Consider the following 13,128-nt stretch of genomic DNA (forward strand, 5'->3'; position numbering starts at 1 on the left):
GCCGTCGGTCCCCTCGGCAATGCCCTCGGCGATCCCTCAGCGGCGTCCGCGCCGCCCGTTCCCGTCGTCGTCGCCGTGGCCGTCGTCGTCGTACCCGCCGAACAGCTCGTCCGCGAGGGTCGGCAGGTCGTCCAGCGGGGTCTCCTCGGCCCAGTCCGAGCGGCGGCGCGGCCGGCCCCGCTCGTCGAGCTGCGGCAGCTCGCGGGTGGCGTCGTTCGCACCGGCTCCGCCGGCCTCCCGCTCCGACCGCTCGTCCCGCTCGTCCCGGAAGAAGTCCTGCGGCACCCGGTCCACCGGATCGGCCCGCCGCGCGTCCTTCACCGGCGGCAGCACGGCGGTCTCGTCCACGGCGGCGTCCCGGACGGGCGGCAGCACGGCCGTCTCGTCGGCGGCGCGGTCGCGGACCTGCGGCAGGACCGCCGTCTCGGCCTCGGGGCGGCGCGGGTCCTCCGGGCGGACGACCGGGGTCGGCACGGTGACCTCGTTCGGCGAGACGGTCGGCTCGCCGCCGCCCGCCGCCGGAGCCGCGCCGGAGCCCGGAGCCGTACCGGAGGCCGGACCCGTACCGGAAGCCGGAACCGTACCGGAGGCCGGAGCCGTACCGGAGCCCCCGGAGGCGCCGGAGTCCTTGCCGAGCCTCACGACCGGCGTCTGGACCGTGACCTCGTTCGCCGACTCCTCGACGGCCCTCCGCTCGGCGGCGGCGCGCCGTTCCGCGGCCGCCCGCTCGGCCTCGGCCCGCTCGGCGGCGGCCTTCCGCTCGGCCTCCGCGGCGGCCTTCTCCGCCGCGGCCCTCGCGGCCTCCTCGGCCGCCTTCGCGGCGGCGGCCGCGGCCGCCAGACGGCGGGCCTCCTCCGCGCGGAGCAGGGCCTCCTCCGCCTTGCGCTGCTTCTCCTGGCGGATCGCCTCCGCCTCGGCCCGGAGGCGGGCCTCCTCCTCGGCCTGCTTGCGGAGCCGTTCCTGCTCCTCGCGGCGGGCCTTCTCCTCGGCCGCGAGGCGGCGGGCCTCCTCCTCGGCGGCGATGCGGGCCTCCTCGGCCTTGCGCCGGGCCTCCTCCGCCTGCCGCTCGGCCTCCAGCCGGCGCGCCTCTTCCTCCTCGCGCCGCTTGCGCTCCTCCTCCTCGGCGCGCAGCTTGGCGAGCTGCGCCTGGCGCTCGCGCTCCAGCCGCTCCTCCTCGGCCTTGCGGGCGGCCTCTTCCTCGGCCTTGCGCCGCGCCTCCTCCTCGGCCTTGCGGCGGGCCTCCTCCGCGGCCTTCACCTCGGCCTCGGAGAGGGGCAGCATCCGGTCGAGCCGGTGGCGCACGACGGTGGTGACGGCCTCGGGCTCCTGCCCGGCGTCGACGACGAGGTAGCGCGAGGGGTCGGCGGCGGCGAGGGCGAGGAAACCGGCCCGCACGCGCGCGTGGAACTCCGGCGGCTCCGACTCCAGCCGGTCCGGCGCCTCGGTGAACCGTTCCCGCGCGGTCTCCGGGGAGACGTCGAGGAGGACGGTCAGGTTCGGGACGAGACCGCCGGTCGCCCAGCGGGAGATGCGGGCGATCTCGGTCGGCGAGAGGTCGCGGCCGGCGCCCTGGTAGGCGACGGACGAGTCGATGTACCGGTCGGTGAGGACGATGGCGCCCCGCTCCAGGGCGGGCCGGACCAGCGAGTCGACGTGCTCGGCGCGGTCGGCGGCGTACAGCAGGGCCTCGGCGCGGTTCGACAGGCCCGCGGAGGAGACGTCGAGCAGGATCGAGCGGAGCCGCTTGCCGATGGGGGTGGCGCCGGGCTCGCGGGTGACGACGACCTCGTGGCCCTTGGCGCGGATCCAGTCCGCGAGCGCCTGGACCTGGGTGGACTTGCCGGCGCCGTCCCCGCCCTCCAGGGCGATGAAGAAGCCGGTCGCGGCCGGGGCCTGGGCGGGGTCGGCGCCGCGCAGCGCGTCGCGCAGGTCGCGGCGGAGCGGGACGCCCGCCCGGTCGTCGGCCTTGGCCAGGACCAGCGCGGCGACGGGCAGCAGCAGCGCGCCGACGAGCACGAGGGTGAAGGCGGCGCCGCCGTGGTCGAAGACGAACTTCCCGGAGCCGGAGACGAAGCGGTGGGGGCCGATCGCGGCGGCGAGCAGCGGCGCGGCGAGCGCGCCCAGGGCGATGCCGACGCGCGCGGTGGCCTGGAGGTGCGCGGTGGTGCGCTCCCGGCGCGGCTCCTCGGTCTCCTGGTCGATGAGGGTGTGCCCGGTGTTGGCGGCGACGCCGGCCGCGTATCCGGCGAGGGCGGCGAGGAGGAGCACGGTCGCGGTGTCGGGCACGAGGCCGACGGCGATCAGGGCGACGCCGGTGACGGCGACGGCGAGGGCGAGCAGCCGGCGCCGGGAGAGCACCGGCAGCACGGAGCGGGCGGTGCGGATGCCGACGGCGGTGGCGCCGCTGAGCGCGAGCACCAGCAGGGCGTAGGTGACGGGCCCGCCGCCGAGGTCGAAGGCGTGGAGCGCGGCGAGCGAGGCGGCGGCGCCGATGGCGCCGGCGACGGTGGCGCAGGCCAGGACGAGCAGCGGTACGGCTCCGGTGCGGCCCTTGTCGGCGGCGGGGCGGCGCAGCCCCTCCAGCGGCGAGCGGGGGCGCGGGGTCTGTCCGCCGGGCAGGGTGATCGCGGCGAGGACGCTGACGGAGGCGGCGAAGAGGCCGGCGGCGAGGTAGGAGCCGAGGGCGGCCTGGTGGAGCGAGAACCAGTCGATGCCGGAGCCGAGCAGGTTGCCGACGAGGGTGGCGGCGAGCAGCAGGGCGGCGGCTGCCGGGACGGCGAGGAAGGCGGTGCGCTGGTTGAGCGTGCGCAGGGCGCCGAGGTGGTCGGGGAGCGGGCGCACGGCGTCGCCCTCGACGGGCGCGGCGGGCAGCAGCGCGGGGGCGGCGCCGTCGCGGCAGACCGTCCAGAGGCGTTCGGCGGCGCCGGTGAGGAAGACCGTGCCGAGCAGGAACCACAGGGCGCTGCCGGGGGTCCAGTCGATCCACAGGGGCGCGACGACGAGCAGCGCGATCCGCAGCCCGTCGGCGCCGAGCATGGTCCACCGCCGGTCGAGGGCGGCGCCGGGCGCGGTCAGGGCGGTGAGGGGGCCGAGCAGGACGGCGCCGAAGAGGACGGTGGCGAGCAGCCGGGCGCCGACGACGGCGGCCACGGCGAAGGCGAGCCCCCGCTCTCCGCCGCCGAACGCGCCCCCGGCGAGCGCGGCCTGGAGGCCGAGCAGGACGAGGACGAGGAGGGCGAGCGCGTCGCCGACCCCGCCGACGGCCTGGGCGCTCCACAGCCGGCGCAGCGGCTGGTGGCGGACGAGGGCCCGTACGGCGCGCTCCCGGGAATCCGCGACGAGGGCCGCGTCGAAGACGGGGGCGGCGCCGGGGGCGGGTGCGGCTTCGGAGTCGCCCAGAAGCTCTGGCTGCTCTGCTCGCGTCATCCGTCCACCCTATCCGGACGGCCTGGCTCACCGGGCCCACAGTCGAACATATGGAGGAAGGGCGGGAGCCGAGGCTCCCGCCCTCCCCCGAGGCCCGGCCGGTCCGGACCGCTCCGGACCGCACGGGCCTCCTCGGGGACTACTCCGGACCGCCCGGGCCTCCTCGGGGACTACTCCGGACCGTCCGGGACTCCTCGAAAAGACTCCGGACCGCCCGGGCCCCTCGGGACTACTCCGGCTTGGCCGCGGCGGTCTTCTTCGCGGCGGCGGTCGTCTTCTTCGCCGCCGTCGCCGTGGTGGTCTTCTTCGCCGCGGTCTTCTTGGCCGCCGTCGTCTTCTTCGCGGCCGTCTTCTTGGCCGCGGTCTTCTTCGCCGGGGCCTTCTTGGCGGCCTTCTTGGCCGGTCCCTTGGCGCGCTTCTCGGCGAGCAGCTCGTAGCCGCGCTCCGGCGTGATCGTCTCGACGCTGTCGCCGGTGCGCAGGGTCGCGTTGGTCTCGCCGTCGGTGACGTACGGGCCGAAGCGGCCGTCCTTGACGACCACGGGCTTCTCGCTGACGGGGTCGGTGCCGAGCTCCTTGAGCGGCGGCTTGGCGGCGGCCCGGCCACGCTGCTTGGGCTGGGCGTAGATCGCCAGCGCCTCCTCCAGCGTGATGGAGAAGAGCTGGTCCTCGCTGGTCAGCGACCGCGAGTCGGTGCCCTTCTTGAGGTACGGGCCGTAGCGGCCGTTCTGCGCGGTGATCTCGACGCCCTCGGCGTCGGTGCCGACCACGCGCGGCAGCGACATGAGCTGGAGGGCCTCCTCCAGGGTGACGGTGTCCAGGGACATCGTCTTGAAGAGGGAGGCGGTGCGGGGCTTGACCGCGTTCTTGCCGGTCTTCGGGGTGGACTCGGGCAGGATCTCGGTGACGTACGGGCCGTACCGGCCGGCCTTGGCGACGATCTGGTGGCCGCTGACCGGGTCGGTGCCCAGCTCGAAGTCGCCGCTCGGCTTGGCGAGCAGTTCCTCGGCGTACTCGACGGTGAGCTCGTCGGGCGCGAGGTCGTCGGGGACGTCGGCCTTCTGGTATCCCTCCTGCTCCCGCTCGCCGCGCTCGACGTAGGCGCCGTAGCGGCCGACGCGGAGCACGATGCCGTCGCCGACGGGGAAGGAGGAGATCTCGCGGGCGTCGATGGCGCCGAGGTCGGTGACCAGTTCCTTGAGGCCGCCGAGGTGGTCGCCGTCGCCGTTGCCGGCGTCGGCCGCGCCGCCGGCGGCCTCGCCCTCGCCGAAGTAGAAGCGCTTGAGCCACGGCACGGACTGGGCCTCGCCGCGGGCGATGCGGTCGAGGTCGTCCTCCATGCGGGCGGTGAAGTCGTAGTCGACGAGCCGGCCGAAGTGCTTCTCCAGCAGGTTGACCACGGCGAAGGAGAGGAAGGACGGCACGAGGGCCGTGCCCTTCTTGAAGACGTAGCCGCGGTCGAGGATGGTGCCGATGATCGAGGCGTACGTCGACGGGCGGCCGATCTCGCGCTCTTCCAGCTCCTTGACCAGGGTGGCCTCGGTGTAGCGGGCGGGCGGCTTGGTGGCGTGGCCGTCGGCGGTGATCTCCTCGGCGGAGAGCGCGTCGCCCTCGGCGACCTGCGGGAGGCGCCGCTCGCGGTCGTCGAGCTCCGCGTTCGGGTCGTCGGCGCCCTCCACGTAGGCCTTCATGAAGCCGTGGAAGGTGATCGTCTTGCCGGAGGCCGAGAACTCGGCGTCGCGGCCGTCGGCGGAGGTGCCGCCGATCTTGACGGTGACCGAGTTGCCGGTGGCGTCCTTCATCTGGGAGGCGACGGTCCGCTTCCAGATGAGCTCGTAGAGCTTGAACTGGTCGCCGGTCAGACCGGTCTCGGCCGGGGTGCGGAAACGATCACCCGAGGGACGGATCGCCTCGTGCGCCTCCTGGGCGTTCTTGACCTTGCCGGCGTAGACGCGCGGCTTCTCCGGCAGGTAGTCGGCGCCGTACAGCTGCGTCACCTGGGCGCGGGCGGCGGCCACGGCGGTGTCGGAGAGCACGGTGGAGTCCGTACGCATGTAGGTGATGAAGCCGTTCTCGTACAGCTTCTGCGCCACCTGCATGGTCGCCTTCGCGCCGAAGCCGAGCTTGCGGCTGGCCTCCTGCTGGAGGGTGGTGGTGCGGAAGGGCGCGTACGGGGAGCGGCGGTACGGCTTCGACTCGACCGAGCGGACCGAGAAGCGGGTGTCGGCGAGGGCGGCCGCGAGCGCGCGGGCGTTCGCCTCGTCGAGGTGGAGCACCGCCTCGCTCTTCAGCCGGCCGTCGGCGCCGAAGTCGCGGCCCTGGGCGACGCGCTTGCCGTCGACCGCGGCGAGGCGCGCGACCAGCGTGGACGGGTCGGAAGTGTCACCGGCACGGCCGGTGGAGAAGGTGCCGGTGAGGTCCCAGTACTCGGCGGAGCGGAAGGCGATGCGCTCGCGCTCGCGCTCGACGACGAGCCGGGTGGCGACGGACTGCACGCGGCCCGCCGACAGCTTCGGCATGACCTTCTTCCACAGGACCGGCGAGACCTCGTAGCCGTACAGCCGGTCGAGGATGCGGCGGGTCTCCTGGGCGTCGACCATGCGCTGGTTGAGCTCGCGCGGGTTGGCGACGGCCTCGCGGATCGCGTCCTTGGTGATCTCGTGGAAGACCATCCGGTGGACGGGGACCTTGGGCTTGAGGACTTCCCGGAGGTGCCACGCGATGGCCTCGCCCTCGCGGTCCTCATCGGTGGCGAGGAAGAGCTCGTCGGACTCGGCCAGCAGGTCCTTGAGCTTCTTGACCTGCGCCTTCTTGTCGGAGTTGACGACGTAGATCGGCTGGAAGTCGTGCTCGACGTCGACGCCGAGGCGGCGGACCTCGCCGGTGTACTTCTCCGGCACCTCGGCGGCGCCGCTGGGGAGGTCACGGATGTGCCCGACGCTCGCCTCGACGACGTAGCCGGGGCCGAGGTAGCCCTTGATCGTCTTCGCCTTGGCAGGCGACTCGACGATGACGAGTCGGCGGCCGCCGTGTGCGGTCTCGCTGGTCGGGGACAACTTCGCTCTTCTCTCCGGTCGACACTCTCCAGGCCCGGTGCGGGCCCGTGCGGGCCAGGGCCGGCCCGTACGGCGCTGGCAGCGCCACCGCAGCGCCCGTACGACGCTGGGCGCGCACGGCAGCGCCACGGACGGTGACGCTCCCGTCGCTGCGGAGTGTGACGGTACAACCCGCCCCCGTGTCAAACAGGGAAAGCCCGCAACGGCCACTCGAACGGTAACCCGACTCCTGCCCTTCCTGCCGCCCGGACTGCCGGACCGGCGGGGCGGCCGGGTGTGGAGCGCGTCTCAGCGGGCGGCGCGGGCGGCGGCTCAGAGGCGGCCGAAGCACCAGACGCCGAGGGCGAGGAGGGCCGCCCCGGCCAGGCCCCCGACGACGGCGGCGGACCGGGGCGCGACGCCGAGCGCGACGGGCTCGCCGTGCCGGACGCGGACCGTGGTCCACAGCAGCAGCGCGCCTCCGAACAGCGCGAACGCCGTTCCCGCGAAGATCGCCGGCCCGCTCTCCATGCCCGTACCCGCTTCCCGTCCCGGCGCCGTGCCCCCGTGGCGTGGCTCTCCCGGGAATGTCCTGAGAGGGAGGCTGACAGCTCCCGGCGTCAGGGACGCGAATTCCGGGTGAACGACGCGGGCCGGGCCGTCCGGTTTCACGAGGATGGCCGGTAGTGCCGCACTGCTCCGTCGCCCTCCTCCTTACTTCTCCTCCGCCGGAAGCAGGGACTCCGGGGTGAGGAAGCCCTCCTCCACGAGGAGGCGGATGGCCTGCGGGGTGCGGTCCCGCAGCAGCACCGGGTCCTCGCCCATGAGCTGGGCGATCGCGTCGAGGATCCGGCCGGCGCTGAGGGAGCCGTCGCAGACGCCCGCGAAGCCGGCGCCCACGTGGTCGACCCGGGTGGCGCGGCGCATGCCCCGGTTCTGGCGGAGGACGACGTGCTCGGGGTCCTCGGCGCCGGGCAGCCCGACCTGCTCCTGCACCACCTCGGGGGCGAGGGTGAAGCTGTCCGCGAGCAGCGCCGCGTCGTCATGGGTCCGCAGGTAGTCCTGGCGCTCGAAGTGGGCGCGGACGGCCGGGCCGAGCGGCTGCTCCACGGGGTGCGGCCACTCCTCGATCACGATCGACGGCTCGGCCTTCCCCGCGGCCACCGCCGGGTCGCGCCGCAGCGTGATCCAGCCGAAGCCGATGGACCGGGTGCCGCTCGCCTCGAAGGAGTCCAGCCAGCGGTCGTACGCCGCCCGGTACGCCTCGGGGTCGCCCCGGTGCTCGCCGCCGTCCCGCAGCCACAGCTCGGTGTACTGGGTGACGTCCTGCACCTCGCGCTGGACGATCCAGGCGTCGCAGCCGCGCGGCACCCAGGAGCGCAGCCGGTCCTGCCACTCCTCGCCGTCGACGTGCTGCCAGTTGGCGAGGAACTGCGCGTAGCCGCCGTCGTTCAGCCGCTCGCCGGCCTGCTGGACGAGGGTGCGGCACAGGTCGTCGCCGCTCATCCCGCCGTCCCGGTAGGTGAGTCCGGAGCCGGGCGAGATCACGAAGGGCGGGTTGGAGACGATCAGGTCGTACGTGTCGCCGTCCACCGGCTCGTACAGCGAGCCCTCCAGGAGTTCGGCCTCGCGGGCCCCGGAGAGGGCGAGCGTCAGCCGGGTGAAGTCCAGCGCCCGCGGGTTGAGGTCGGTGGCGGTGACCAGGGTGGCGTGCCGGGCGGCGTGCAGGGCCTGGATGCCGGAGCCGGTGCCCAGGTCGAGCGCGGTGGCGACCGGCGTGCGGACGGTGATGCCCGCGAGGGTGGTGGAGGCGCCGCCGACGCCGAGGACGACGCCCTCCTCCTTGCTGCCGATGCCGCCGGCGCCGCCGACGGCACAGCCCAGGTCGGAGACGATGAACCAGTCCTCGCCGTCGGGGCCGCCGTACGGCCGCACGTCGACGGTCGCGCGCACGGCGTCGCCCTCCCGGACCACCCAGCCGTCGGCCAGGGCCTCCTCCAGGGGGAGCGCGGCGGCGGCCGGGCCGGACGCGACCTCCCGCTGGAGCAGGAAGAGCCGGACGAGGGTCTCCAGCGGGGAGTCGCCGCGGGTGGCGCGCAGGGCGGGCACGGTCTCGCTGCGGGCGAGGGCCGCGTAGGCGGGGGCGCCGAGCAGGTCGAGCAGGCCGTCGGCGGTGAAGTCCGCGGCGAGCAGGGCCTCGCGCAGTCGGGCGGCGTGCGCGGGCACCGGAAGGCTGGTGGTCAGGCTGGTCGTACTCACGGGCTCCATTGTGACGGCCGCCCCCGACAACCCGGTCATCGACAGCCCGGCACCGACGGCCCGGTCGCCGGCGTCACGGCACCGACGGCCCGGACCCTGGCGGCACGGTCGGCGACGGCACGACGGCCCGGGACGGCGCGACGCGGCCGGCCCGGGAGGTCCCGGACCGGCCGTGCGGGCGCCCGTGCGGGGTTACGACTCCGAGGAGGCGGAGGCCCCGGCCTTCGGCGAGGCGGAGGTGGTGGGCGTGGCCGTGGCGCCCGCCTTCGGGGAGGCGGAGCCGGTCGGCGTCTTCGGGACCGACGGGGTCGGCTTCTGGCAGCCCGGCTGCTTGGCCATGGCCTGGCCCAGCTCGCCGTTCTCCAGGTTGGCCAGCGCGTTCTGGTCCATCTTCTCGATCTTGGTGAGGCCGTCGGCGACGTCCTTCAGCCCCTCGGCGAACTTCTGCTGGTTCGTCGGGTCGAGCGCGTCGACCTGCTTCTTCAGCCCGTCGTAGGCGACGGCGGTCGCGTTGAGCTCCGCGATGACGTCCTTCTGGACCTTCTCGCCGTTCTCGATCGGCGGCACGCCGGCGGTCTCGACGGCCTTGGCCAGCGCCCGGTCCGCGTCCGCGATGTCCTTGAAGGCCTTGGAGTCCGCGGCCTGGATCTCCGCCGGACGGCTGTCGGCCGCGGTCGAGATGATGATCTGGTGGGCGTCGGCCCGCTTCTGGATCTGCGGCTTCGCCTGGTCGCAGAACGACTTGGCCCAGTCGTTGACCTTGTCGCCCTCGTCCTCGCTGCAACCGGACAGCACGAGCACCAGTACCGCACCGCCGGACAGCGCTGCCGCAAGCTTCTTGTTCACCGGATCGGTCCCTTCCAAGACTCTCGGCCCCGGAACATACACGCCGCGCGGGTGACTTCCACCTTTCGTACGAGTGGTTCCTCCCGTGTTGAATCCTTTTGAACCAAGCGGCGCCGGGCATCCGGGCCCCTCGCGCGTCCCGGAAATGAGACGGACGCCACGTCAGGCGACGGCCACCCGACGCCGTTTGGAGGCCCGTACGGCGACGACCACCACGAGGAGCGCCAGCACCGCGATCCCGGCCCGCGCCCAGGCGTTCGCGTCCTCGCCGTACCCGAAGCGCACGACGGCCGGGGCGATCAGCAGGGCCACGAGGTTCATCACCTTCAGGAGCGGGTTGATCGCCGGTCCGGCGGTGTCCTTGAAGGGGTCGCCGACGGTGTCGCCGATCACCGTCGCCTCGTGCGCCGGACTGCCCTTGCCGCCGTGGTTGCCGTCCTCGACCAGCTTCTTCGCGTTGTCCCAGGCGCCTCCCGAGTTGGCCAGGAAGACCGCCATCAGCGCGCCGGTGCCGATCGCCCCGGCGAGGTACGCGCCGAGCGGGCCGACGCCGAGCGCGAACCCGACCGCCACCGGTGCGGTGACGGCGAGCAGTCCGGGCGTGGCGAGTTCGCGCAGCGCGTCCTTGGTGCAGATGTCGACGACCCGCCCGTACTCGGGGAGTTCGGTGCCGTTCATGATCCCCGGGTGCTCGCGGAACTGCCTCCGCACCTCGTGGACCACCGAACCGGCCGAGCGGGAGACGGCGTTGACGGCCAGTCCGGAGAAGAGGAAGACGACCGCGGCGCCGAGGATCAGCCCGACGAGGTTGTTGGGCTGGGAGATGTCCATGGAGAGGGTGAGTTCGCCGGCCTTCGCGCCGGCCTCGGCGACCGAGGTGGCGATGGCGTCCCGGTACGAGCCGAAGAGCGCGGCCGCGGCGAGGACGGCCGTCGCGATCGCGATGCCCTTGGTGATCGCCTTGGTGGTGTTGCCGACCGCGTCCAGCTCGGTGAGGACCTGCGCGCCCGCGCCCCGCACGTCCCCGGACATCTCGGCGATGCCCTGCGCGTTGTCCGCGACCGGCCCGAAGGTGTCCATGGCGACGATCACGCCGACGGTGGTGAGCAGCCCGGTGCCGGCGAGCGCGACCGCGAAGAGCGCCAGCATCACGGAGGCCCCGCCGAGCAGGAACGCGCCGTAGACGGCGAGGGCGATGAGCAGCGCCGCGTACGCGGCGGACTCCAGGCCGATGGCGACGCCGGCGAGGACGACGGTGGCCGGGCCGGTGAGCGCGGAGCGGCCGATGTCCTGGACGGGGCGCCGGCCGGTCTCGGTGAAGTAGCCGGTGAGCCGCTGGATGAGCGCGGCGAGCACGATCCCGAGGGCGACGGCGACGAGGGCGAGGACCCGCGGGTCGCCGTCGTGCCCGGTCAGCCCCGGTTCGGTGACGCCGGCCAGTTCGGCGTAGGACGACGGCAGGTAGACGAAGGCGGCGACGGCGACGAGGACGAGGGAGACGGCGGCGGAGACGAAGAAGCCGCGGTCGACGGCGCGCATCCCGCCGCGGTCGGAGCGCCGGGGCGCGACGGCGAGGATGCCGACGACGGCGGTGAGGACGCCGATCGCGGGCACGATCAGCGGGAAGACCAGGCCGTGGTCGCCGAAGGCGGCCTTGCCGAGGATGAGGGCGGCGACCAGGGTGACGGCGTACGACTCGAAGAGGTCGGCGGCCATGCCCGCGCAGTCGCCGACGTTGTCGCCCACGTTGTCGGCGATGGTGGCGGCGTTGCGCGGGTCGTCCTCGGGGATGCCCTGCTCGACCTTGCCGACGAGGTCGGCGCCGACGTCGGCGGCCTTGGTGAAGATGCCGCCGCCGACCCGCATGAACATGGCGATGAGGGCGGCGCCGAGCCCGAAGCCCTCCAGGACCTTGGGCGCGTCGGCGGCGTAGACGAGGACGACGCAGGCGGCGCCGAGCAGCCCGAGGCCGACCGTGGACATGCCGACGACCCCGCCGGTGCGGAAGGCGATCCGCATCGCCCGGCGGGCGGCCTCGGCCGGGTCCCGGCCGGGCTCGCCGGGACCCGGGGAGGCCTCCCGGGCGGCGGCGGCGACCCGGACGTTGGCCCGGACCGCGAGGCGCATCCCGACGTACCCGGTGACCGCCGAGAACAACGCCCCGACCAGGAAGAACAGCGAGCGTCCGGCCCGCTGCGACCAGGAGTCTGCGGGCAGTGCCATGAGCAGGAGGAAGACGACGACGGCGAAGAGGCCGATGGTGCGCAGCTGGCGGGCGAGGTAGGCGTTGGCGCCCTCCTGCACGGCGGCGGCGATCCGCCGCATCGCCGGGGTGCCCTCGTCGGCCCTGAGCACCTGCCGGCCGAAGAGCCGGGCGGTGACCAGTGCGGCGAGGGCGATCCCGGCGACGACGAAGACGATCGTCCGGTTCCCGCTGGTGAGCACCGCCGCGGCGAGGGCGGCGGGGGCCTGGGCCAATTCCGGTTCCGGGTGCATGGGCACGGATCATAGGCAGCCGAAGCGGGACAAAACGGCTTCCGCAGGCGGCACCCCGGCGGAATCCATCGATTGCCCCGGGGGCCCGCGGGAAAAGGCGGTACGGGAAGAGGCCCTGCCGCGGGGCAGGGCCTCTTCCCGTACGTGTCCGTCGTGGGGCGCGGGGTCAGGACAGGACGTCCGCGTCCGTCTCCGCGGGCGTGGTGGGCCAGCTCATCCGGATGGTGCCGCCGTCCTCGCCGACGGTCACCTCGACGTCGTCGACGAGCCCGCGGATCACCGCGAGGCCCATCTCGTCCTCGCCGTCGGCGTCGTCGGGCTCCCCGGCCGGGGCCTCGGCGCGCGCGCCGGGGACACCGGCCGCCGCGGCCGCGGTGGGCACCTCGTCACCGACCTCGATGGAGAACGTCTTCTCCTCCTCGGTCAGCGCGACCCTGATGGGCGTGGTGACGCCGTTGCCGCGGTGCAGCCCGACCGCGCGGGAACACGCCTCGCCGACGGCGAGGCGCACCTCGTCGAGGACCGCCTCGTCCACCCCGGCCCGACGGGCGACGGCGGCCGCCACCAGGCGGGCCGTCCGCACGTGCTCGGGCTGGGCGCTGAAGCGGAGTTCAACGGTGGCCATGGGATCCCCCCGGTCAGTCGACCGCGTTGACGGCCTCGTCGACCGAGGTGTGGATCGGGAAGACCTTGGTGAGGCCCGTGATCCGGAAGATCTTGAGGATGCGCTCCTGGTTGCAGACCAGGCGCAGCGAGCCCTCGTGCGCGCGCACGCGCTTCAGCCCACCGACGAGCACGCCGAGTCCGGTGGAGTCGAGGAAGTCCACTCCCTCCATGTCGACGACCAGGTGGTAACTGCCGTCGTTCACCAACTCGACCAACTGCTCGCGCAGCTTGGGCGCGGTATAAACATCAATCTCGCCACCGACCTCGACGACCGTACGGTCGCCGCCAGCTCCGGGCACAGTGCGAGTCGACAGGGACAGGTCCACGGATCCTCCAGCACCTTGCTATCGGGCGTTCGCCCCCTCGGATCTCCCGGGCGGAGTCGGAGAACGAATCGCCAG

The 13,128-nt window shown here is 74.1% G+C and carries 8 protein-coding genes; all 8 read right to left on the minus strand.

The features are described from left to right. Nucleotides 1–36 precede the first annotated feature (36 nt). A complete protein-coding gene (gene tmk, locus ACFW6A_RS32900) occupies nt 37–3,426 on the minus strand; it encodes a dTMP kinase (RefSeq protein ID WP_386645193.1) in 3,390 nt (1,129 codons plus the stop codon). A gap of 229 nt (nt 3,427–3,655) precedes the next feature. Further along, on the minus strand, nt 3,656–6,481 hold the full coding sequence (gene topA, locus ACFW6A_RS32905) for a type I DNA topoisomerase (RefSeq protein ID WP_351851440.1): 2,826 nt from the start codon (nt 6,479–6,481) through the stop codon (nt 3,656–3,658). Between the two features lie 312 nt (nt 6,482–6,793). Next, a complete protein-coding gene (locus ACFW6A_RS32910; RefSeq protein ID WP_351851437.1) occupies nt 6,794–6,991 on the minus strand; it encodes a hypothetical protein in 198 nt (65 codons plus the stop codon). Between the two features lie 183 nt (nt 6,992–7,174). Further along, nucleotides 7,175–8,719: a methyltransferase gene (locus tag ACFW6A_RS32915; protein WP_386485389.1), complete on the minus strand. Its 1,545-nt coding sequence runs from the start codon at nt 8,717–8,719 to the stop codon at nt 7,175–7,177. A 192-nt stretch (nt 8,720–8,911) separates the two neighbouring features. Continuing rightward, nucleotides 8,912–9,565: a small secreted protein gene (locus ACFW6A_RS32920; RefSeq protein WP_351851433.1), complete on the minus strand. Its 654-nt coding sequence runs from the start codon at nt 9,563–9,565 to the stop codon at nt 8,912–8,914. A gap of 162 nt (nt 9,566–9,727) precedes the next feature. After that, nucleotides 9,728–12,061: a sodium-translocating pyrophosphatase gene (locus tag ACFW6A_RS32925; protein ID WP_386645196.1), complete on the minus strand. Its 2,334-nt coding sequence runs from the start codon at nt 12,059–12,061 to the stop codon at nt 9,728–9,730. A 166-nt stretch (nt 12,062–12,227) separates the two neighbouring features. After that, the gene (locus ACFW6A_RS32930) at nt 12,228–12,686 is read right to left on the minus strand and encodes an ATP-binding protein (protein ID WP_351851428.1); all 459 of its coding nucleotides are present in this window, start codon (nt 12,684–12,686) and stop codon (nt 12,228–12,230) included. Between the two features lie 13 nt (nt 12,687–12,699). Continuing rightward, nucleotides 12,700–13,053: an STAS domain-containing protein gene (locus ACFW6A_RS32935; protein ID WP_030749286.1), complete on the minus strand. Its 354-nt coding sequence runs from the start codon at nt 13,051–13,053 to the stop codon at nt 12,700–12,702. Nucleotides 13,054–13,128: the final 75 nt, after the last annotated feature.

The sequence above is a fragment of the Streptomyces sp. NPDC058758 genome (assembly GCF_042746075.1).
Lineage (GTDB): Bacteria > Actinomycetota > Actinomycetes > Streptomycetales > Streptomycetaceae > Streptomyces.